The sequence below is a fragment of the Rhizobium sp. BK650 genome, assembly GCF_014195325.1.
Lineage (GTDB): Bacteria > Pseudomonadota > Alphaproteobacteria > Rhizobiales > Rhizobiaceae > Rhizobium.
The window spans coordinates 182,075-203,870 of the sequence record NZ_JACIBK010000010.1; the positions used below are offsets into that span (position 1 = coordinate 182,075).

The following is a 21,796-nucleotide window of genomic DNA, read 5'->3' on the forward strand; positions in this document are numbered from 1 at the left end:
GGCTACATCAGATCGCGAGCAATCGCCGTCTCGCCAAAGTCCTTCTCAAAGATCTTTTTAGCGTCTTCATAGGCGATGACTGAGGCGGCGATGACCCAGTGTGTTGCCGTGCAACGGATCGATGCTGTCGCAACCGTCGTTACGGACCAGCCGGGACGCTGCATGTCGCAGGTCCAGGCGGATCGGCCCGTCATCGATAGCGGATCGTTCGGCGCGATTGACCAGGTTTCCTTGCGCAACTGCCGGGTGGAAAGACCGGTGCCGGGATGCTCGAAAAGGCCAGTATCTTCATGGATTTCGTAGCGCGTGACGCCAGCCGAGAGATCGCGCACCACCTGCCGTTTTGTGGAGGCGGGTGCGTGTTCGATATATTTCGGCAGGGGATCGGGGTTGTCGGGCTGCTTGATGTCGATGATCTCATGCGCGTCGAGCTTGGGCAAGGCTAGACCGATGGAGGCGATGTCGATTGTCAGCCCCGGATCTTCCGGCGGTGGCAGCACCATCGGCCAATAGGCCGTTGATAGCGACAGGCGGATACGGTGCCCCTTACGGAAACGATAGCCGCAGGCATCGAGCGTGATGGTAATGGTTGTCAGTTCCCCCTTGTTCAGCGGCTCCGGTGCAGCATTGCCATTGCGATGGGCGAGATTGAGCACGCCAAAGGAGACACGCGTTGCCGTGCCGTCTGGATGGACATCAACGAGCCTCGCGCAGAGATTGGCGGTTTCGGCGTCGCATCTGAACCTCAATGTGACGGCCGGGCGCCCGAGATAATCATGGTCCTCGACTAGCGGCGCGGTCTGGAAGGTCAGCGATCCGGCGTCATCGAGGCGCTGATCGATCGCCAGTTCCGCATCCGGCTTCAGCGTGAACCATTCGCCGGAGGCCGTGCCCGTATCGAGCGGCGAGCGCAGATAAACCGGATGTTCCGGCGCATGTGGGATTGGCATGCCTTCCATCAAGGCGCCGAACTGCTCGACATAGAAGCACTGCATGTCCGGCTGCTGCCAACTACGTTTGGCGATCCAGAAACCGGGATCGAAATCGCGGCGCATGGCCGGCTTTATGGCATCAAGAATATAGGCGCGCACGGATGGCATAGTCTCCGCGCCGTTGCGCTCGCCGCGCAGCCAGCGGTTCCACCAGGCGATGGCTTCGCCATGAAAATCGACCCGCGGCTTCGGCCAGGCGAAATGCGGATACTTGTGGATCCATGGACCGATCAATGCCTTTGCCTTTTCACCTAGACCCTCGACGGCGAGCAACGGCGTGTTGCGATAGCCATCCGCCCAGCCGGCGATGACGATGGCGGGAATATCGAAACCTGCGAAATCTTCGCAGATCGACCCGTGCCGCCAAAAATCGTCACGGCGTTGATGCTCCAGCCATTCTTCCATGAAGAAAGGTTCCTGCTCCAGGCGCTGTCGCCACATATCGCGCCAATCGTCGCCGACGATGGCCGGATCGGGGGAGCGCGATTGGTAGGCAAGCATGGTCGCCGCCCAGGAAAGCTGGGCGGAGAGATGGCAGCCGTTCTTGTAGTGGATGTCGTCATTATAGCGGTCGACCGTGGAAGCGATTGAAATCACCGCCTTTAGGGCTGGGGGCTTCAAGGCTGCGACCTGCAGGCAGTTGAAGCCGCCCCAGGAAATACCCATCATGCCGACCGAGCCGTTCGACCAGGATTGCGCTGCGATCCAGGCGATCAGCTCGCAGGCATTGGCAAGCTCGATCTCGGTATATTCGCCATCGATGATGCCGCTAGATTCGCCGGAGCCTCTGATATCGACACGCACGCCGGCAATCCCGGCTGCAGCGAAGACCGGGTAGGTGGATTCATCACGCAGGCTTGTCCCGTCGCGCTTACGATAGGGAAGGAACTCGAAGACCGCCGGCACGGGATCCTTCTCCGCGCCGTCGGGCATCCAGATGCGTGCGGCGAGCCGCGTGCCGTCCTTCAAGGTGATCCACTGATTTTCGATGGTCGTGAAGCTGCGGTCTGACATGATCATGTATCCGGAAGCGCTTTAGGCATTAAGCCACACACGGCTGCCGATGTAGCCATTGGACATATCGTTGCCGATATCGTCGACATATCCCTTCAGCGTTTTCGAAGAGGCCATGATGTAGTCGTTGAAGACGGGCAGGATCAGACCGCCATCGTCTCGCACCATCAGCGCCAATTGCCGATAAAGCACCTTGCGCTTTGCCTCGTCGAGCTCAGACCTTGCTTGCAGAACCAATTTGTCGAAGTCAGGGCGCTTGAAACGCGTGTCGTTCCATTCTGCGGTCGACAGGTAGGAGGTGGAATAGCGCGAATCCTGGGTCGGACGACCGCCCCAGAACGAGGAGCAGAAGGGCTGCTTGTTCCAGACATTGGTCCAGTAGCCGTCTTCCGGTTCGCGCTTGACATCGATCGTGATACCGGCCTTGCGCGCGCTTTGCTGGAACAGGATCGCCGCATCCACGGCGCCCGGAAAGGCTGCGTCTGACGTGAGCAGCTGAATGGAGCGGTCGAGACCCGATTTCTTGAAGTGGAAGGCGGCCTTGTCCGGATCATAAGGGCGCTGCTCGATATCGGTCGGGGCGAGGGCGTAGTTGGAATTGACCGGATAGTCGTTCCCGATCGTTCCGTAGCCGCCGAGAACCTTGTCGAGGATCGCCTGACGATCGATGGCATATTTCAGCGCAAGCCGAAGATCGGCGTTGTTGAAGGGAGCTGTGTCGCAATGCATCAGGAAACAATAGAAGCCCTTGCCTGCATTCCGGAGGATGTCGACGGTCGGCGCTCGCTGCAGCATCGGGACGGTCTTGGGGTCGACATTGTTGACGAAATGGACCTGGCCGGAGGCAAGTGCGGCAACGCGGGCGGTGTTGTCGTTGATGACGAGGATTTCGACGCTGTCGACAAAGCCGCGGTCGGAGCGCCAATCCGTCGGGTTTTTCTCGAAGGTTGCGCGAACGCCCGGTTCGAAGCTTTTCAGAACGTAAGGACCTGTACCGATGGCCGCCGCAGGCTTGTCGACGCCGCCCTTCGGCTGGATGATCAGGTGGTAGTCGGTCAGAAGTAAAGGCAGGTCCGCATTGCCTTCCGAAAGCGTCAGGACAAGGTCGCCCGCTTTTTCTTCGATACCGGTGATCGAGGCCATGAGCCCCAGAGCACCCGACTGCGAATTCTTGTCCGCATGTCGCTTCAGTGTCGCGACGATGTCCGCGACGGTCATCTTGCTGCCGTCGTGAAACTCCACGTCGTTCCTAATCTTGAAAGTCCAGACGGATGCATCCGCGGATGGCGTCCATGAGGTCGCCAGCGACGGCAAGGGCGCACCCGTCTTGGGGTCGGATTCGACAAGTGTGTCGCCCCAGAGACGGCCAATGACGAACAATACGGAGGCGCTATAGGTCGCAGGGTCGAGCGCATCACTGGTGGCGCCGCCCTTGAGGCCGAGCTTCAGATGACCACCGCGTTTCGCTTCCTGCGCTAGGGTCTCGCGCGGCATCAGGAGGCCGGAGGTGAGGGCAGGCAAAGCGCCGAGCACGACGGCACCACCCAGGAAGTGACGGCGGCCGATACTCAGAGGCGAAGATTGATCCTTTTCACGTGTCATCGCAGTCCCCTTTTGAACTTTATAAGAAGGGAACGTAGAGGTTGGGCTGCTTCACACAATTTCGCGCCTTGACGCATCTTTGAGCGAGTTTACGCTACGGTCATTAAAACGGAACCGCCGATGCCTCACCTGGTCGAGAACCTCAAGATTGCCTGTGCCACGCAGCGTTCCATTTCGCATCTGTGCCGCGCGATCGATATCAACAGGCAGCAATTCAATCGATATATCAACGGCCAGACGAGGCCGTCTGCCCATAATCTCGCGCGCATAGCCAAGTATTTCGATCTCGACGCAGCCGACTTTGATCTCGCTCCAAGGCTCTTTCGCGAGCGGCTTCGCAAACCGACTCTCGACCTCAATCAAAATTCCGAACTGCTAAAGGCGTTCCCCGGAGATTTGACCGCGCTCCGGCGCCATATCGGCTATTTCCAGACCTATCATCGCTCACCGTCCTGGCCGGGAATGGTTGTCTGTTCGTGCAGTCGCATTGTGGAGAAGGGTGGGCTTGTGCATGTCAAATCAATGGAGCGTCTGCGGGACCCTGGAAACGGCATCCAGCAGTTTTCGAAATATGTCGGCCTTGCGGCCTTCTATCGAAACCGGATCTTCATTACCGAGCGGGTCGTCGGCCCGAACCCTATACTCTCACAGACGATCCTCCTGCCATTCGACGCGTACCAGCGCGTCTATCTGCGCGGGACGACAATGGGAGTTTCGTGGCGAAAGGAAAATCTCCCCTATGCTTCGCGGATGATCTGGCGGCATGTCGGTGCCGAGCCCGACCTGCGCGAGCTTCTGTCACGCTGCGGACCACTGCCGCTGTCTTCACGCCAGCTGCCACCGACGGTGCGCTCGTTCCTCGCCGATCCATCCGCGGAAGTGTATGCGGTGCCGGCCGAGTATTGAAGGCACCGAATTGCGACGAAGCCATCAGATCCGGATGAGTGCCGGAAGATTTCGAGCCTTCAATTTCCAGCGCTTGCCATCTTCCGCGTCGTCAGTACCCGCTCCAGCCAGCCGATCTCCATCTCGGGCACGGATTTCAGCAGCAGGTCGGTGTAATCGTCGAAAGGCGGCGATAGCGCTTGGGATTTGGGACCGAAGCGGACCAGCTTGCCGCGATGCATCACCGCGACACTGTCGGCGATGGCGCGCACGATAGCGATGTCATGGGTAATGAAGACATAGGAGAGATGTTCCTCTTCCTGCAGCTTCAGCAGCAGTTTCAGAATGCCTTCGGCAACCAGCGGGTCGAGTGCCGAGGTCGGCTCGTCGCAGAGGATGAGTTCCGGCTTGGCGGCAAGCGCGCGGGCGATGGCGACGCGCTGCTTCTGGCCGCCCGAGAGCTCTGCCGGGTAGCGATTCAGGAAGCCGTTGCCCATCTCGATCTGGTCGAGCAATTCCTTCACGCGGTCCGTCTTCGCAGCACCCCTGAGGCCATAGTAGAAGGTCAGCGGCCGACCGATGATGTCACGCACAGTCTGACGCGGGTTCATCGCCGTGTCAGCCATCTGGTAGATGAGCTGGATGCGGCGCAGATCGTCGCGTGGCCGGTGTCGGACGTCGGGCGTCAATGGCTTGCCGGCAAACGAGACCGTGCCGGCGGTAGGCGACAAGAGCCCGGTGACGACGCGGGCGAGCGTCGATTTCCCCGAGCCCGATTCACCGACGATCGCCAATGTCTGTCCCTTCGGCACATGCAGACTGACATCGTTCAGAACCTTGAAACCATTCGAATATTCCGCACTTACATTTTCGATCTTCAGCAGCGCATCGGACTGATTGGCAGCTTCGTCCCTCAGCGTCTGGCGGACGTTGACGAGCGCGCGGGTATAGTCCTCCCTCGGCGCTTCGATGATCTGCTGGACACTGCCGTATTCCACTGTCTTTCCATGGCGCAACACCATGATGTCATCGGAGATCTGGGCGACGACGGCGAGATCATGGGTAATATAGAGGGCTGCCGTGTGGGTTTCTTCGATCGCATGCTTGATCGCCGCCAGCACGTCGATCTGGGTGGTGACGTCAAGTGCCGTCGTCGGTTCGTCGAAGACGATCAGTTCGGGGTTGGAGCAGAGCGCCATAGCCGTCATGGCGCGCTGCAGCTGGCCACCCGAGACCTGGTGGGGGAAACGTTCGCCAAAACTTTCGGGATGGGGAAGGCCAAGCACCTGAAACAGGTAGAGCGCTCGCTTTTTCGCTTCCTGTTGGCTCATCAGCCCGTGTTTGACGGAAGCCTCGATCACCTGGTTGCCCAGCCGGTGGGCAGGATTAAAGGCGGCTGCGGCCGACTGAGCCACATAGCAGACGCGGGCACCGCGGATCTGCCTAATGCCATTCCTGCCAAGGGCAAGGATATTGTCGCCATCGAGCAGCACCTCTCCGCCGGTGATCTCGGCACCGCCTCTGCCATAGGCAAGTGCAGAGAGCCCGATCGTCGACTTTCCGGCCCCGGATTCACCGATCAGCCCGAGCACCCGGCCTTTCTGCAAATCAAAGGATACGCCGTCGACGATGGTCACGCGTTTCGGTGCTTCACCCGGCGGGTAGCTGGTAGCTTCGATCTTGAGATTGCGGACGGAAAGAAGATCAGGCATCGCCACGCCCTCCCTTGAGGCTCGAGGTTCGTTTCAAAAGCCAGTCGACGACGAGGTTGACGCAGACTGCGAGGATGGCGATTGCGCTACCCGGCACGAGCGCTGCCGAAATGCCGAAAATGATACCGTCCTTGTTGTCCTTGACCATGCCGCCCCAGTCAGCCGATGGCGGCTGGATGCCGAGGCCGAGGAAGGAGAGCGTCGAGAGGAACAGGATCGAAAAGGCAAATCGCAGGCCAAACTCAGCAAGCAGTGGTGTCAGCGTGTTCGGCAGGATCTCCCGGAAGATGATCCAAAGCTTTCCTTCGCCGCGAAGTTTCGCCGCCTCGACGAATTCCATGACAGCGACATCGAGCGCCACGGCACGGCCGAGACGATAGACGCGGGTGGAATCGAGGATCGCCATGACGAGGATCAGGACGATGATGTTTTGTGGCAAGACCGCCAAAACCACTAGCGCGAAGATCAGCGTCGGGATCGACATCATCAGGTCGTTGAAGCGCGAGAAGACCATGTCGATCACGCCGCGCGAGACGGCTGCCGTAAAGCTCAAGATGACGCCGAGCGAGAAAGAGATGACCGTTGCCGCAAGCGCCACAAAAAGCGTCGTGCGCGCGCCGTAGATCAGCCGGGAGAGAATGTCGCGGCCGAGATTGTCGAGGCCGAAGACATATTGCGCGTCCGGCATCTGCCAGACACTGCCGACGACTTCGGTCTCCCCGTAGGGAGCGATCAAGGGTGCGAAGAGAGCGAAGATGAAGGCGATCGCGATGCCGATCATGCCGATCCAGGCGGTGATGGGGATGTCTCTCAATCTCATCTTGGATGCCTCAGCCTGGGGTTGGCAATGATGGCGAGAATGTCGGCCAACATGTTGAGGAAGATATAGACGGCGGCAAAGATCAGGCCGCAGGCCTGCACCACCGGCATGTCGCGTACCGTCACGGCATCGACCATGTACTGGCCCATACCGGGATAGACGAAGACCACCTCGACGACGACCACGCCGACCACCAGATAGGCGAGGTTCAGTGCCACGACGTTGATGATCGGCGCAAGCGCGTTCGGTGCGGCATGCTTGACGATCGAGCGGAACGCCGAAAGGCCCTTCAGCTCTGCCGTCTCCATATAGGCCGATGACATGACGGAGAGGATTGCGGCACGCGTCATGCGCATCATGTGGGCCAGTACGACGAGCACGAGGGTCGCCGTCGGCAGGGCGATCGCCTTCAGGCGGTCGGCGAAGCCCATGCTCTCATAGACGGTGGCGGGAAAGGTGGCGACGCCGAACTTCACCGCAAAAAACATGATCAGCAGGTAGCCGATGAAGAATTCGGGCAATGAGATTGCCGCCAAGGAAATGATGTTGATGATCTTGTCCGGCAGGCGGCCCCGGAAATGCACCGAAACCATGCCGAGCCCGACGGCAAGCGGTACGGAGATCAATGCGGCAAAGCCCGCCAGGAAGAGTGAATTGCCGAGCCGCTTGCCGATCTGCTCGCTGACGGAATTCTTGCTGGCCCAAGATGTGCCGAAATCGCCATGCACGGCATTACCCAGCCACTCGACATATCGCGTCGCCACCGGCCGGTCGAGGCCGAGATCCTTGCGGATATTGGCGACCGCCTGCGGCGTTGCCGACTGGCCGAGATAGGTCGTGGCGAAATCGCCGGGAAGGGCTTCGAGGCCGCCGAAGATCAGGATGGAGACGGCAAAAAGCAGGACGATGCTGAGCACGAAGCGCTCGAGAATAAGGGCAAGCAGCGGAAAACGCTGCCGGAACCTGAGACCGGGCACGATATTGCCTGAGGTCGGACTGGACATGGTGATGGCCTCGCGCTGAAACGTCAGGAGGACCGCGGGTTTTGTCCCACGGTCCCAGCTTGCCTGGAGATCGGAGGGCAGATGCCCGGTGTCAGGCCTCCAGCCAGACGCGGGTTGCGACGTAGCCGTTCGACATGTCGTTGCCGATGTCGTGCACGTAGCCCTTCACCTGCTTGGTGGAGGCGTTCACGAAATCGTTGAACATCGGCAGGATGACGCCGCCCTCGTCGCGCACCATCATCGCCATGGCGCGATAGAGCTCCTTGCGTTTGGCTTCGTCGAGTTCGGAACGGGCCTGCAGTAGCAGCTTGTCGAAATCAGGACGCTTGAACTTGGTGTCGTTCCAGTCCGCCGTCGACAGATAGGCGGTGGAATACATCTGGTCCTGCGTCGGGCGTCCGCCCCAATAGGAGGTCGAGAAGGGCTGCACGTTCCATACGTTGGTCCAGTAACCGTCGCCCGGCTCGCGCTTGACCTCGATCTCGATGCCGGCCTTCTTGCAGCTTTCCTGATAGAGGACGGCCGCGTCCACGGCGCCCGGGAAGGCGACTTCTGATGTGCGCAGCAGAACCGAGCCGCTATGGCCCGATTTCTTGTAGTGGAAGGCGGCCTTGTCCGGATCATAGGCGCGCTGCTCGATACCCTCGGGAAAGAGCGCGTAGGTGCTGTTGATCGGGAAATCGTTGCCGACCTTGCCGTAACCGCCAAGGATCTTCTGGACCATGGTTTCGCGATCCATGGCGTATTTGAGCGCGAGGCGCAGGTCGTTATTGTCGAACGGCGCCTTGTCGCAATGCATGATGAAGACATAATGGCCGCGCCCGGCAGTCGAAAGGATCTCGACATTTGGAGCACGCTTCAAGAGGTTGACGGTCTTCGGGTCGACACGGTTGATGTAGTGCACCTGGCCGGACGAGAGCGCGGCGATGCGCGCCGTGGCGTCGTTCATGCCGATGATTTCGATGGAATCGACATAACCTCGGTCGGTGCGCCAGTCGTCCTTGTTCTTCTCGAAGGTGGCGCGCACGCCGGGCTCGAAGCTCGTGAGTTTATAAGGGCCGGTGCCGATCGAGGCGAGCGGATCGTCGACACCGCCATTTGGCTGAATGACCAGATGATAGTCGGTCAACAGCAGGGGCATATCGGCATTGCCTTCCGAAAGCGTCAGCACGAGATTGCCGCCGTCCGCCTTGATTTCCTTGATCGAGCCGAGAACGCCGAGCGCGCCAGATTCCGATTTCTTGTCGGTATGACGCTTGAGTGTGGCGACCACGTCATCGATCGTCAATTCCTTGCCGTTGTGGAACTTGACGCCCTTGCGGATCTTGAAGGTCCAGGTTACCGCATCCTTCGACGGCTCCCATGATTCGGCAAGCGCCGGTACGGCGGCGCCCGTCAGCGGATCGGATTCGACCAGCATGTCGCCCCAGCAGCGGCCGACGCAGAACATGAATTGCGAGAGAAATTTCGCCGGATCCTTGGAATCGGTTGCAGCCCCGCCCTCCAGGCCAAGCTTCAGATGGCCGCCGCGCTTCGGCTCGGCGGCTCTAGCACTTTCGGTAAAGAGCTTGTCGGCAACAGCAAGCGTCAGGCCAGCCGCCATGGCGCGTCCCAGGAATTCGCGGCGGCTGAGGCCACCGGCGGTCACTCGGCTTGCGAGATATTTCGTGTAGTCGTTCATTCCCCTTCTCCTTCTTATGGTGCGTTGACTTCGATTTCCGGGCAGATTCCTGAACGGTTTCCTCTTCCGTTCCAGGTGCCCACACGCTTGCGGGAAGATGATGCGGTTGCTGCCGCCTTGTTACCGTCCTTTCCAGTTAGGGCTTCTTTTTTCGGCGAAAGCCCGTGCGCCTTCCAATTGGTCCTCGCTCGAATAAAGCCGATCGACCGTCGCAAACTGCCGCTTGGTGATCTTGTTCATGGCAGTCTGGAAGGTCGAACCCTCCGATTCACGGACTATTTCCTTGATAGCCGCGTAGACGAGCGGCGGCCCGCTTTCGAGCAAACGGGCAAGATCCCAGGCCCGCTCCATCAGTCTGTCCGCTACCAGGATTTCGTTGACGAAACCCCAGCGATGCGCCTCCTGGACGTCAAGCCAACGGCCGGTCAAAAGCATGTCCATGGCGATGTGATAGGGTATGCGCTTCGGCAGCTTCACCGAGGCGGCATCGGCAACGGTGCCGGAGCGGATTTCTGGAAGGGCGAAGGTCGCATGTTCGGCTGCGAGGATCAGGTCGGTGGAGAGCGCGATCTCGAGCCCGCCGCCGCAACAGATGCCGTTGACAGCACAGATGACCGGCTTGTTGAGATCGCGCAGTTCCTGCAGCCCGCCGAAACCGCCGACACCATAATCTCCGTCGACCGCGTCGCCTGCTGCGGCAGCCTTCAGGTCCCATCCGGCGCAGAAGAATTTCTCACCCGCGCCCGAGATGATCGCAACGCGGAGCGCCGGGTTGTCGCGGAAATCACGAAATATCAATCCCATGGCGCGGCTGGTCGCAAGGTCGATGGCGTTCGCCTTTGGCCGGTCGATGACGACTTCCAGTACTGCGCCAACCTGTCGGGTACGAATAGGGTCGCTCAACCTATGCTACCTCCTCCGCCGGATCAGGGCATCGACTGCGGCCACGCCGTGACCTTCGGGAAGAACCATCAGTGGATTAATGTCCAGTTCTTCCAGCCGTGCCGCATTCATTACGACATAATCTGCCGCCCGTGCGACAGCCGTCACGGTCGCTTCGATGTCTCCTCTCGGGCGCCCGCGATACCCCTCGATCAGTTTCGCGATCCTCAGGCGCGAAATTGCCTCCGAGATCTCCGATCTCGTCGTCGGCAAGGGCAGAATAACGGAATCCTGCAGCAATTCGACAAAAATTCCGCCAGCGCCGAGCGTTAGCGATAATCCAAACACAGGGTCGCGAGAGGCGCCGACGATCAGCTCGGCGACGGGCCGATCGATCATCTGCTCGACTAGAAATCCGTCTGTCGCAGCCATTTTTGATGCAGCATCCGATACGGCCTTGGCGTCCTTCAGGTTGAGTGCGACGGCGCCTGCGTCGGTCTTGTGCGCAACGCCAAGGGCTTTCAGGACGACAGGAAAGCCGAGGCGCTCGGCACAATCCGCCGCCTGAAGCGGCGAACTTGCAACCCGGCCTTTGGGGATACGAAGGCCGGCAATATCGAGTTCCGTCTTCGCATCGGCCTCCGTCAGCGTTTCGATCGCGCCTTGGACAGACACCACATTGAGAAGCGGCAGGGAAGGCGGTTTGCGCCAGGAATCGCCAATGCCGGCTGCGACTTCCGCGGCGATCAGGGTTTCATCAATACCGCAGAAGGGAACGACGCCTTCGGCTATCAGACGGTTGGCGACAGCCTCAGGCATGTTTTCGGGTAGGGTCGCCAGGATCCCGGCAAGCGCGCCTGTCGCAGACGCCGCTGCGGCGACCGCGTCAGCCGTCGTCACCCAGTCCCCCGCCTCGCATCGATCGCCGCGCGGAAAATCGAGGACGATGAGATTGAGGTCGTAGGAACCTTCGAACATGGCGGTGAAAGCCTCCGTCTGACGCGCGAGATCGCCCCACACGAACGTGTGGTAATCGAGCGGATTGGAGAGCGTCACCATGTCGCCGAGGATAGTTCTCAGGCGCGGCAGTTGCTTTGGTTCGAGGTCTGCGAAGGTGACAGCGTGTCCGACCGCGGCATCCGCCATCAGTGAGGCTTCGCCGCCCGAACAGCTCATCGAGGAGATCGAGGCGCCCCCCAAAGGGCCTGCGACATGCAGGAGTTTCAGTGTTTCAAGCAGCTCCGGCAGCGTTTCGACCCGCCCGATGCCGAGGCGGGCAAGCACCGCATCGGCCACGGCGTCGCCGCCGGCAAGGGATGCGGTATGGGAGAGCGTTGCCTGTCTCGCCTGTTCCGACTTGCCGACTTTCAAGACAACAACGGGCTTTTTCGTTTGGCGGGCTGTGGCGGCAAGGCGCTCGAGCGCAGCTTTGTCTCCGAAGCCTTCGACATGGAGGCCGAGCGCGGTCACGCGCGGGTCTGCAAGCAGGCCGCAGGCGACATCGCAGAGCGAGGTTTGCGCCTGGTTGCCCGACGTCACGACATAGGCGATCGGCAGGCCGCGCGTCTGCATGGTCAGGTTGAGCGCTATGTTTGATGATTGGGTCAGGATCGCCACGCCGCGTTCGACGCGCTTCATGCCGTGCTGATCGGGCCAGAGCAGTGCGCCGTCGAGGCCGTTGATGAAGCCGTAGCAGTTCGGTCCGAGGATCGGCATGTCACCGGCAGCGCCAACCAATGCCTTTTGCAGGTCGTTACCGTCGGCGAGCTCGGCCACGGCCTCGCTGAAGCCCGAGGCATAACAGACCGCACCGCCAGCACCCGCCGCCGACAGGCTGCGCACGATTTCCACGGTCAATATCCTGTTGACCCCGACGAAGGCAGCGTCCGGCGGCGACGGCAGATCGGAAACGCTTTTGTAGCAGCGCCGCCCGAGAACCTCGTCGAGCGTCGGATGAACGGGCCAGAGCTCACCCGCAAACCCCATCCGGTCGCACTGCTCGATCACCCGACGCGCTTCCCGACCGCCGAAGACGGCGATCGTTTGCGGTCTGAACAGGCGGTCGAGCGCGCGTGCTGTCATCGGCTACGCTCCCAGAGGCCGCAGGAGATCGCGACTGATGATGTGGCGCTGGATTTCCGACGTGCCGTCCCAAATACGTTCGACGCGCGCATCCCGCCAAAAGCGGGCAAGCGGCAGGTCGTCCATCAGGCCCATGCCGCCGTAGATCTGGATCGCCTCATCCGTGACGCGGGCAAGCATTTCTGAGGCGTAGAGCTTGGCCGAAGCGATTTCGCGATCGGAAGTCAGACCCGCATCCAGTCGCCACGCCGCCGAAAAAGTCAGCCACTCGGCGGCATCGATCTCAGTGATCATGTCTGCAAGCTTGAAGGAGACGCCCTGATTGGCACCGATCGGCTTGCCGAACTGCTTGCGCTCGGCGGCATAGGACAAGGCCATGTCAAAGACCCGCCGCGCCCTGCCGACGCAGGTGGCGGCGACAGTGAGCCGCGTGCCGTAGAGCCACTGGTTGGCGAGTTCGAAACCGCGATGGACCTCGCCCAGCACTTGGGAGGCCGGTATCCGGCAGTCGGCAAAGCTCAGGGTGCAGTTGTGATAGCCGCGGTGGGAGACGGAATCATAGCCCTTGAGAATTTGGAAGCCCGGCGTGCCGCGGTCGACAAGGAATGCAGTGATCTTCTTCTTGACACCCCTTGATGTTTCCTCCTCGCCGGTCGCGGCAAAGACGATGATGAAATCGGCGACATCGGCATGCGAGATGAAATGCTTGGTGCCATTGAGGATAAAGTCGCTGCCGTCGCTGCGAGCGGCGCATTTCATGCCGCGCATGTCTGAACCGGCATCGGGTTCGGTGATCGCGAGCGCGTCGATCTTTTGTCCGCTGACGGCAGGAAGCAAATACCGTTCGCGCTGCTCGCCCTCGCAGGCCATGAGGATACCGGAGGGACGGCCGAAAAAGACCGTCAGCGCCATGGAGCCGCGCCCAAGCTCACGCTCGACAAGCGTGAAGGTGACATGGTCAAGGCCGGCGCCGCCCGCCTCTTCGGGGAAATTGCAGGCGTAGAAGCCGAGGTCGATGCATTTGCGTCGGATCTCAGCCGCAAGATCCGGCGGAACCAAGCCCGTGCGCTCGACTTCGTTCTCGTGCGGATAGATTTCGGTTTCGACGAAGCCACGGACCGTCTTGACGATCATTTCCTGTTCTTCGCTGAGGCCGAAATCCATAATCGATCTTCCTATCGTTTCTGGCCGACATGGCGGCCAACCCCATCGGGAGAAGGCAGCTTTGCATGGGCCGCGGCGATCAGACTTGCCTTGTCGAGGACTGCGACTGGCGCCGGTGTCGCCTTGCCGGCTTCGGTATCGACATGCAGCAGCATCTGCTCGGCAGTGGCGAGCACGGCGCCGCTCTCAGTGTCGCAGATAGTGTGGAAGAGGTGCAGCCGCTTCTCGTCGACAGCGAGGATCTGGCAGGTCGAATAGATCGCCTGCCCGAGCTTAGCCTCACCAAGATGGCGGATATGGGTCTCGACCGTATAATAGCTCTGCCCGGCCTCGACATAGGCAAGATCGACCCCGATCAGCCGCAGAAGCGCATCGGACGTATCACCGAAGACCTGCAGGTAGCGATGTTCGGTCATATGGCCATTATAGTCGACCCAGGCGGGGCTCACCTTGGTCTCGACGAGCTTGAGGGGGCCAGAAGGATCAGCGGCAGTGCTTTTGCCACCGCCTGCTGCCCACAGGGACCTTTCGAAATCCTTTAGCAATTGGCCGGCGCCCCAGCCCTTGCCGTCGTTTCCGGCCTTCAGGGCCTGCAGGATTCCGACGAGATTTTCGTCGCGGATGCGCTCCAGTGCGCGGATTGAAAGGCCGGCGGCCTGTTCGTCCGACTGTTTTCCGATCTTTTCGATCAAAGCGTCGTCGAGGTCGACGACGTCGGTTAGCTTCGTCCAGGGCCAGGCTAGGCAAGGCCCGAACTGGGCGAGAAAATGGCGCATGCCGGCCTCGCCGCCGGCAATGCGATAGGTCTGAAACAGACCCATCTGCGCCCAACGCAGTCCGAAGGAATAGCGGATGACGTCGTCGAGCGTCTCGACGGTGCAGATATCGTCATGGATGAGCCAGAGCGCCTCGCGCCAGAGCGCTTCGAGCAGGCGGTCACCGACGAAGGCCTCGATCTCCTTGGCGATATGAACGCCCTTCATGCCGATTGGAGCGAGGTGTGCCATCGCTGCCTCGATGGTCGCTTTCGAGGTCTTCTCGCTGCCGACGATCTCGACCAGCGGCAACAGATAGACGGGATTATAGGGATGGGCGACGAAGAGGCGCTCGGGATGTTTCATGTCGCGCTGCAGGTCGCTCGGCAGCAGGCCGGAGGTCGACGAGCCGATCAAGGCATCAGGGCGTGCCGAAGCATCGATCTCCGTCAAGACGCGCCGTTTCAGGTCGAGCCGTTCCGGCACGCTTTCCTGGATCCAGTCCGCACCAGAGACGGCCTCCTGCAGGGACGTTTCGAAGGTGAGCCGGCCGCGCGGCGGCAGCGGTGCACCGGTGAGCATCCCATAGGCTTTTTCCGCATTGGCAAGGACCTCGCCAACGATGCGACTTGCTTCCGGATGCGGGTCGAAAACGCTGACGTCGATGCCGGCAAGCAGAAAACGGGCAATCCATCCGCCGCCGATAACGCCGCCGCCGATACAGGCTGCTTTGGTAATCCCTGTCATGTCGTCCTCAGCGCTTCGTCAGTTTCAGTTTCTTACGGACGTCCTCAGGGCCGATGATCCTGGCACCCATGCCTTCGACCACCTGCACGGCCTTTTCGACGAGCTGCGCATTGGTAGCGAGAGCGCCCTTGCCGATATAGAGATTATCCTCGAGGCCAACGCGGACATTGCCGCCCGCCAGAACCGCGGCAGCCGGATAGGCCATGGCGTTGCGACCGATCGAAAAGGCCGAGAAGGTCCAGCTATCGGGCACGTTGTTGACCATGGCCATGAAGGTGTTGAGATCGTCGGGGGCGCCCCATGGGATGCCCATGCAGAGCTGGATCAGCACCGGATCTTCGATCAGGCCTTCTTCGGCGAGCTGTTTTGCAAACCAAAGATGGCCGGTGTCGAACGCCTCGATCTCGGGGCGCACGCCAAGATCGGTCATTTTCTTCGCCATTGCCCGAAGCATCGCGGGCGTGTTGGTCATGACGTAATCGCCAAGATTGAAGTTCATCGTGCCGCAGTCGAGCGTGCAGATTTCCGGCAGGCATTCGGCGACGTGGCTGACGCGCTCGGTTGCCCCTGCCATGTCCGTTCCCGCCGCTTTCAAGGGAAGGGGGCTTTCGACATCACCGAAAATCAGGTCTCCGCCCATGCCGGCCGTCAGGTTCAGCACCACGTCGACATCGGCCGAACGGATGCGGTCGGTGACCTCCCTGTAGAGGTCGTTGCGGCGACTTGCGGCACCTGTTTCCGGATCGCGGACATGACAGTGAACGACTGCCGCCCCAGCCTTGGCGGCATCGATCGCGGAGGCCGCGATCTGTTTGGGAGTAATGGGAACGTGGCTGGATTTCGAAACCGTATCGCCGGAACCGGTGACGGCGCAGGTGATGAAGACATCGCGGTTCATCGCAAGAGGCATATTTGTTTTTCTCCCTCGTCTTGAGGCCATTACGCGCCAGGATGAGAGAGGATGCTTTGCATTTTCGGAATCGATCGATACATTATCGGAATACGAGGGAGGGGACTGTGCTGGAACGATCGACCGAACGGCTCGACATCGATCTTCTCGTCCTGCCGGAGACCAATCTCATTCTCATCGCCTCCGTCATCGAGCCGTTGCGCGGGGCAAACCGCATCTCCGGCAGCGAGCTCTACCGCTGGCGCATCTTCACGCCAGATGGAGAAGCTGTGCCGACGACCAGCCACATTGCCATCCCGGCTCAGGGAACGTTCCAGACCACGGCATCGGATACGCCGCTCTTCGTGCTGGCGAGCTACAATTGGCGGCAAAGCGCAACGGCGACCCTGAAGATGCAGCTATCGCAGGCGGCACGCCACCGGACAATGATCGCGGGCATTGAATCCGGCACCTGGCTGCTTGCGGAAGCCTGCCTGCTCGACGGCTTGTCTGCGACCGTCCATTGGGAGGACTACGAGGATTTCGTGCTTGCTTATCCGCAGGTGTCGGCGGTCAAGGACCGGTTCGTCATCGACGGCAAACGGCTGACGACATCAGGCTCGCTGCCGACTGTGGACCTGATGCTGGAGATCATCCGGCGGCGCCAGAGCTATTCGCTGGCGCTCGAGGTCAGCCGGCTGTTCCGCTACGAGCAGCCATCCTTTCATGCCGACGAGGCGCTGTCGGCAGGCTTGCGCGTGGACGATCCGCGGGTGGCCCACGCCGTGCGGCTGATGGAGGACAATGTCGAGCAGCCGATCGTACTGGCGCGCCTAGCCCGCCGGGTCGGGATTAGCGCCCGGCACCTGCAGGATCTCTTCCAGGCCTCGATCGGGGCGCCGCCCCATATCCACTATCTTGCCCTGAGATTGAACGCGGCGCGGCGCAAGGTGATAGAGACGACGGCGTCCTTTGCCGACATTGCAGCCGCAACCGGCTTCAATTCGGCCTCCGCCTTTGCGCGAAGCTATCGGGCGAGCTATTCCGAAAGTCCCTCGGAAACGCGGCGACGGCTGCGGCGTCCGCTCAGGCCATCGGAAGCCCGGCCATAGGCTGAAAGGCGTCGCGCACCATTTCGGCAAGCTCGCGAACTGCTTCGCTCGACCGAAAGGTGTTGCGACGAAGCAAGACCCTGGAGGAATCGACTGGCGGGAAGCCGTCCTCGTTCGTCAATTCCCGGCAGCCAGGTGGGATGTTGCTGCGCGACAGCGTGGTGAGCGCAAGACCAGCAGTCACGGCATTTTTCAGTCCCGAGCTCGTATCGGCAATGAAGGCGACACGGTAATTGCGCCCGAGCTGATGCAGCGACTTCAATGCAAAGTCGCGACACCAGCTCGAGTCTCTATAGGTCGCGATCGGCAGCGGGTCGATGTCGTGCAGCCGGTGGACGATCGACGTCACCCAGACGGTCGGGTCGATGCAGAGCACTTCGCCACTCATCTGATCGCTCCAGTCGAAGACGACGGCGAGATCGAGCTCGTCGCGTTCCAGGGCGGCGATGTTGCGGACAGTATAATCGCAGGAGATCGTGACCTCGACAGCCGGATGACGCACGGCGAAGGCCGCAAGGGCGGCGGGCAGCACGGTCTGGCTATATTCCTCGGGAATGCCGATGCGAACTGGTCCGTCGAGCGGTTTGCTGCGGATCGTCGCCGCCGCCTCGCTCAGGAGGTCGATGACACGGCGGGCATAAGGGACGAGCTGAATGCCCTGACGCGTCAGCACCACACCTCGAGCGCCGCGTTCGAACAATACTTCGCCGATCGTGTCTTCCAGCTTCTTGATCGCCGCGCTGATCGCAGACTGTGTTCTGCCGACGCGCTCGGCGGCCGCCGAAAAATTGGTGGTCTCGACGACGACGAGGAAGGTCCGCAGAAGATCACTCTCGATGGGCTCGCGCATGGACAGCCATAGAAAAAATCGATGACATCCATCTCTACTATTCGTTTGTCTGATGTCAATTGCGGGTGCAGAAAGGAGGTGCGTTCGACTTTTCCTCTTCGAGAATAACCAGCGTGACCATTGACCATCCGGCCGGACACCTCGGTGCCGGCGAGCGCGAGAAGGGCATCCTTCTCGTCATCGGGGCGACACTTGCCTGGAGTGCGAGCGGAGTCTACTCGCGACTCCTGACGACAGACGTCTGGACGGCGATCGCCTGGCGTTCGCTGTTCGGGGGGCTGTTCCTGCTGATCCCCTGCCTGTTCCTCGAAGGCGGGATATCACGAAAGCAATGGCGTTCGATCCTGCATCCCTCGGGCCTGGCGATGATTGTCTGCCAGACCGTCAGCCAGGGTTGCTTCATCGGGGCGCTCTATATGACCAGCGTCGCGAATGTGACGATGATCTATTCGACGGCACCCTTTATCGCTGCCCTATTCGGATGGATCATCCTGAAAGAGGGCGTTGGAAGGCGCACGCTGATTGCGGGGGGCATTTCTCTTCTGGGTGTCGTCGTCATCGTCGCCTCGTCGATCGGCGGTGGCACCGGGGTTGGCGACCTCTTGGCTCTTGGCATGACGGTCTCCTTCGCGCTCGTCATCATCATCCCGCGCATCAATCCCGAAGTACCGAGCCTGCCGCCGACGGTTGTCAGCGCCTTCCTCACGCTCGTCATCTTCGCTCCATTCGGCTCGGTTGGCTCGCTTGATCTTCACAACTGGATCGTGCTTGCCGCTTTCGGTGCGACCAATTTTTCGCTGGCGCTTGTGCTTTTCCTGGCCGGCGCCAGGCGAATGCCGCCGGCCGAAGCTGCGCTGATCGGGACGATGGAGATCGTGCTGACCCCGTTCTGGGTCTGGCTTCTGTTCTCCGAGCAACCGCCTGTCGCCACTTTCTTCGGTGGCGCCATCATCTTCGCAGCCGTTCTCTGGCATACTGCCGTCGACCTGAACCGCAGCCGGCGGACGCATGCCGGCTAGAAAGCGACGCCCGTCGGATCGTCATTTCAGGCGCCATAGGTCAAAATAGCGGTTCGATTGCCACTCCCACCCAAGCAACGAGTGCGGACATGTCCTCCAAAGATCCCCTGCTGCAGCCGTTTCAACTCAAGCACCTGACGCTGAAAAACCGCGTCATGTCGACCGCTCACGAACCGGCCTATTCGGAAAACGGCATGCCGACGGATCGCTATCGGCTCTATCACAGGGAAAAGGCGAGGGGTGGCATCGCGCTGACCATGACGGCCGGATCGGCGGTCGTCTCGCCTGACTCTCCTCCTTCCTTCGGCAATCTCCATGCCTATCGCGACGAGATCGTGCCCTGGTTGAAGAGGCTTGCCGACGACTGTCATGAGTTCGGCGCGGCAGTCATGATCCAACTTACGCATCTCGGCCGGCGCACAAGCTGGAACAAGGGCGACTGGCTGCCGGTTCTGGCGGCGTCACCGATCCGCGAGCCGGCTCACCGGGCCTTCCCGAAAGAGGCGGAAGACTGGGACATCGTGCGTATCGTCGCCGATTATGCAAGTGCGGCGCAGCGCATGCAGGAAGCTGGCCTCGACGGCATCGAGATCGAGGCCTACGGCCATCTGCTCGATGGTTTCTGGTCGCCGGCAACCAACCGGCGTGAAGATGAATTTGGCGGCTCCCTCGACAACCGCATGCGTTTTTCTGTCATGGTCACGCAGGCGGTCCGCAAGGCGGTCGGGCCGAATTTCATCGTTGGCATGCGTCTCGTCGCGGACGAGGACTGGGAGAAGGGATTGTCGCGGAAGGACGGCATAGAGATCGCGTCTCGATTTGCCCGATCCGGCGAAATCGATTTTCTCAACATCATTCGCGGCCATATCGACAGCGATGTCGCGCTCAACGAGGTCATCCCGATCCAGGGCATGGCGTCTGCGCCGCATCTCGATTTTGCCGGCGAGGTGAGGGCGATAACCAAGTTCCCGGTTTTTCACGCCGCGCGTATCGGGGATGTAGCGACAGCCCGTCATGCGATCGCCGAGGGAAAGCTCGATATGGTGGGCATGACACGCGCCCATATCGCCGACCCGCATATCGTGCGCAAGATCGAAAGCGGCGAGGAGGCACGCATCCGGCCCTGTGTGGGCGCTACCTATTGTCTCGACCGGATCTACGAAGGTGGGGAGGCGCTCTGTATCCACAATGCCGCGACCGGGCGCGAGGGACAGATCCCGCATGAGATCACCAAGGCCGACATTCGCCGCAAGGCGGTCGTGGTCGGCGCGGGACCGGCCGGCCTAGAGGCCGCCCGTGTGCTTGCGGAGCGCGGTCATCAGGTGGATGTTCTGGAAGCGACGGGAAAGGCCGGCGGACAGGTCAATCTGCTCATCCGAAACCCCCGACGCAAGGAGATGATCGGCATCATCGACTGGCGGCTCGCGGAACTCGAGCGGTTGGGTGTTCGCATGCATTATGATGTCTACGCAGAGGCGGGTGATGTCCTTGCTCTTGACCCCGACCTCGTTGTCATTGCGACTGGGGGCATTGCGCAGCAACCCGATCTCGCTGCCGGCGATGAACTCGTGACCTCCTCATGGGACATCCTTTCAGGCGGCGTCAGGATTGCGGAGGCGATCCTGCTTTATGATGACAATGGCGGACATCCGGGTATGTCGGCGGCTGAAGTGATTGCCAGAAGCGGTGCCGAACTCGAAATTGTGTCACCCGAACGCTTTTTCGCACCCGATATGGGTGGCATGAACCACGTGCCCTATGCCCGTGCCTTTGCCGAACGCAGTGTCAGGGTGACCATCAACACGCGGCTCAAATCCGTCCGCCGCGACGGCAATGCTCTTGTCGCCGTGCTCGGATCGGATTTTGCAGACGGCGCACAGTGGGAGCGGCGCGTCTCTCAGGTCGTCGTCGAACATGGCACGCTTGCCAATGATGGGCTCTATCTTGAGCTGAAGCCGATCTCGCGAAATCATGGAACCGTGGATTATGCCGCCCTGATCAATCGTCGGCCGCCTCTGCCGAAGCTCTTCAGTCAGGGGCGGTTCGATCTTGTCCGGATCGGCGATGCCATTTCCAGCCGCAACATCCATGCTGCCATCTATGACGCGCTGAGATTATGTTCGTTGTATTGACCTCAATTGTCTTGCGATTGCTCCACATCACCGGACAAATCATGCGGCGATGTACTCGCTAAGATTAACCCTCGACGCCACGCGTGCGGGACGATTTCCTTTGTTCGTCGTGCGAGAGCGCATGCTCGCCTTTGGGATGGAAAGCCATCCATGCCATCCTCATGGCGCACCCGGACTGCTTTATATTCCGCAAAGGAGATGATGTTGGCGGCGGACACAACTCTCTGTTCGAAGCTCCAGAGCACATGATCTGGCACACATACTTGCCCGCCGTGAAACTCGTTCGATCGTTGAAGTTGTCGAACGAGCGTTAGAAGCCTACGAGACACACGAGGCGGTGCCCAGCGGGGCAACAGTTGGATGTCCGCAGTCCCGGGTTGGAGGACAGGCTGATCGAGGCCAGCCGAGGGGCTCCGTTGCCCTTTCCTCCCGCCGGATCGGGCCCCGCTCGATC

At 60.7% G+C, this 21,796-nt stretch carries 16 protein-coding genes and 1 pseudogene; 5 read left to right on the forward strand and 12 right to left on the reverse strand.

The window, feature by feature from the left end; all coding sequences use genetic code 11:
• Positions 1 to 2: 2 nt before the first annotated feature.
• Together FHX15_RS22690 and FHX15_RS22695 are read right to left on the reverse strand one after the other, a co-directional pair.
• Positions 3 to 2,006, reverse strand: a complete 2,004-nt coding sequence (locus tag FHX15_RS22690; RefSeq protein ID WP_184400616.1) for a CocE/NonD family hydrolase — start codon at positions 2,004 to 2,006, stop codon at positions 3 to 5.
• Positions 2,007 to 2,027: 21 nt separating this feature from the next.
• Positions 2,028 to 3,608: an ABC transporter substrate-binding protein gene (locus FHX15_RS22695; protein ID WP_184400617.1), complete on the reverse strand. Its 1,581-nt coding sequence runs from the start codon at positions 3,606 to 3,608 to the stop codon at positions 2,028 to 2,030.
• Between the two features lie 120 nt (positions 3,609 to 3,728).
• Between FHX15_RS22695 and FHX15_RS22700 the strand changes: the two genes are divergently transcribed.
• Positions 3,729 to 4,514, forward strand: a complete 786-nt coding sequence (locus tag FHX15_RS22700; RefSeq protein ID WP_184400618.1) for a helix-turn-helix transcriptional regulator — start codon at positions 3,729 to 3,731, stop codon at positions 4,512 to 4,514.
• 59 nt (positions 4,515 to 4,573) lie between these two features.
• Here the strand turns inward: FHX15_RS22700 and FHX15_RS22705 are convergent, their stop codons facing one another.
• The 9 genes from FHX15_RS22705 to FHX15_RS22745 all read right to left on the reverse strand — a co-directional run bounded on the left by FHX15_RS22705 (position 4,574) and on the right by FHX15_RS22745 (position 16,250).
• On the reverse strand, positions 4,574 to 6,205 hold the full coding sequence (locus FHX15_RS22705; protein WP_184400619.1) for an ABC transporter ATP-binding protein: 1,632 nt from the start codon (positions 6,203 to 6,205) through the stop codon (positions 4,574 to 4,576).
• Positions 6,198 to 7,025, reverse strand: coding sequence for an ABC transporter permease (locus tag FHX15_RS22710; protein WP_184400620.1), 828 nt, complete (start codon positions 7,023 to 7,025; stop codon positions 6,198 to 6,200). The genes FHX15_RS22705 and FHX15_RS22710 overlap by 8 nt, the downstream gene beginning before the upstream one ends.
• A complete protein-coding gene (locus FHX15_RS22715; protein ID WP_184400621.1) occupies positions 7,022 to 8,029 on the reverse strand; it encodes an ABC transporter permease in 1,008 nt (335 codons plus the stop codon). Before FHX15_RS22715 ends, FHX15_RS22710 begins: the two co-directional genes overlap by 4 nt.
• A gap of 91 nt (positions 8,030 to 8,120) precedes the next feature.
• Positions 8,121 to 9,710 carry an ABC transporter substrate-binding protein gene (locus FHX15_RS22720; protein ID WP_184400622.1) on the reverse strand — a complete coding sequence of 530 codons (1,590 nt, stop codon included), beginning with the start codon at positions 9,708 to 9,710 and terminating at the stop codon, positions 8,121 to 8,123.
• 120 nt (positions 9,711 to 9,830) lie between these two features.
• Positions 9,831 to 10,613: a carnitinyl-CoA dehydratase gene (locus FHX15_RS22725; RefSeq protein ID WP_184400623.1), complete on the reverse strand. Its 783-nt coding sequence runs from the start codon at positions 10,611 to 10,613 to the stop codon at positions 9,831 to 9,833.
• A gap of 6 nt (positions 10,614 to 10,619) precedes the next feature.
• Entirely contained in the window at positions 10,620 to 12,674 is a 2,055-nt protein-coding gene (locus FHX15_RS22730; protein ID WP_184400624.1) for an acetate--CoA ligase family protein, read from the reverse strand.
• Positions 12,675 to 12,677: 3 nt separating this feature from the next.
• Positions 12,678 to 13,838: an acyl-CoA dehydrogenase family protein gene (locus tag FHX15_RS22735; RefSeq protein ID WP_184400625.1), complete on the reverse strand. Its 1,161-nt coding sequence runs from the start codon at positions 13,836 to 13,838 to the stop codon at positions 12,678 to 12,680.
• 11 nt (positions 13,839 to 13,849) lie between these two features.
• Positions 13,850 to 15,340: a carnitine 3-dehydrogenase gene (locus tag FHX15_RS22740; RefSeq protein WP_184400626.1), complete on the reverse strand. Its 1,491-nt coding sequence runs from the start codon at positions 15,338 to 15,340 to the stop codon at positions 13,850 to 13,852.
• A gap of 7 nt (positions 15,341 to 15,347) precedes the next feature.
• On the reverse strand, positions 15,348 to 16,250 hold the full coding sequence (locus FHX15_RS22745) for a 3-keto-5-aminohexanoate cleavage protein (protein ID WP_184400627.1): 903 nt from the start codon (positions 16,248 to 16,250) through the stop codon (positions 15,348 to 15,350).
• A 41-nt stretch (positions 16,251 to 16,291) separates the two neighbouring features.
• On the opposite strand from FHX15_RS22745, the gene FHX15_RS22750 reads away from it, so the two are divergent.
• Positions 16,292 to 17,341 (forward strand): GlxA family transcriptional regulator, encoded by a 1,050-nt coding sequence (locus tag FHX15_RS22750; protein WP_184400628.1) that lies wholly within the window; start codon positions 16,292 to 16,294, stop codon positions 17,339 to 17,341.
• Here FHX15_RS22750 and FHX15_RS22755 read toward each other — a convergent pair.
• A complete protein-coding gene (locus FHX15_RS22755) occupies positions 17,316 to 18,191 on the reverse strand; it encodes a LysR substrate-binding domain-containing protein (protein ID WP_184400629.1) in 876 nt (291 codons plus the stop codon). The two genes, FHX15_RS22750 and FHX15_RS22755, sit on opposite strands and share 26 nt — an antisense overlap.
• Positions 18,192 to 18,304: 113 nt before the next feature.
• Here FHX15_RS22755 and FHX15_RS22760 point away from each other — a divergent pair, with 113 nt between their 5' ends.
• The 3 genes and pseudogenes from FHX15_RS22760 to FHX15_RS31080 form a co-directional block, all read left to right on the forward strand.
• Positions 18,305 to 19,210 (forward strand): DMT family transporter, encoded by a 906-nt coding sequence (locus tag FHX15_RS22760; protein ID WP_184400630.1) that lies wholly within the window; start codon positions 18,305 to 18,307, stop codon positions 19,208 to 19,210.
• 89 nt (positions 19,211 to 19,299) lie between these two features.
• Positions 19,300 to 21,342 (forward strand): NADH:flavin oxidoreductase, encoded by a 2,043-nt coding sequence (locus tag FHX15_RS22765; RefSeq protein ID WP_184400631.1) that lies wholly within the window; start codon positions 19,300 to 19,302, stop codon positions 21,340 to 21,342.
• 250 nt (positions 21,343 to 21,592) lie between these two features.
• Positions 21,593 to 21,679: pseudogene (locus FHX15_RS31080) on the forward strand (plasmid stabilization protein); the annotation flags it as partial.
• Positions 21,680 to 21,796: the final 117 nt, after the last annotated feature.

Bases quoted from the DNA above. Each gene is read 5' to 3' on its own strand.
- FHX15_RS22705 (WP_184400619.1), bottom strand. From the start codon at position 6,205: ATGCCTGATCTTCTTTCCGTCCGCAATCTCAAGATCGAAGCTACCAGC.
- FHX15_RS22715 (WP_184400621.1), bottom strand. From the start codon at position 8,029: ATGTCCAGTCCGACCTCAGGCAATATCGTGCCCGGTCTCAGGTTCCGG.
- FHX15_RS22740 (WP_184400626.1), bottom strand. From the start codon at position 15,340: ATGACAGGGATTACCAAAGCAGCCTGTATCGGCGGCGGCGTTATCGGC.
- FHX15_RS22690 (WP_184400616.1), bottom strand. From the start codon at position 2,006: ATGTCAGACCGCAGCTTCACGACCATCGAAAATCAGTGGATCACCTTG.
- FHX15_RS22735 (WP_184400625.1), bottom strand. From the start codon at position 13,838: ATGGATTTCGGCCTCAGCGAAGAACAGGAAATGATCGTCAAGACGGTC.
- FHX15_RS22720 (WP_184400622.1), bottom strand. From the start codon at position 9,710: ATGAACGACTACACGAAATATCTCGCAAGCCGAGTGACCGCCGGTGGC.
- FHX15_RS22700 (WP_184400618.1), top strand. From the start codon at position 3,729: ATGCCTCACCTGGTCGAGAACCTCAAGATTGCCTGTGCCACGCAGCGT.
- FHX15_RS22695 (WP_184400617.1), bottom strand. From the start codon at position 3,608: ATGACACGTGAAAAGGATCAATCTTCGCCTCTGAGTATCGGCCGCCGT.
- FHX15_RS22750 (WP_184400628.1), top strand. From the start codon at position 16,292: ATGAGAGAGGATGCTTTGCATTTTCGGAATCGATCGATACATTATCGG.
- FHX15_RS22755 (WP_184400629.1), bottom strand. From the start codon at position 18,191: ATGCGCGAGCCCATCGAGAGTGATCTTCTGCGGACCTTCCTCGTCGTC.
- FHX15_RS22730 (WP_184400624.1), bottom strand. From the start codon at position 12,674: ATGACAGCACGCGCGCTCGACCGCCTGTTCAGACCGCAAACGATCGCC.
- FHX15_RS22710 (WP_184400620.1), bottom strand. From the start codon at position 7,025: ATGAGATTGAGAGACATCCCCATCACCGCCTGGATCGGCATGATCGGC.
- FHX15_RS22745 (WP_184400627.1), bottom strand. From the start codon at position 16,250: ATGCCTCTTGCGATGAACCGCGATGTCTTCATCACCTGCGCCGTCACC.
- FHX15_RS22765 (WP_184400631.1), top strand. From the start codon at position 19,300: ATGTCCTCCAAAGATCCCCTGCTGCAGCCGTTTCAACTCAAGCACCTG.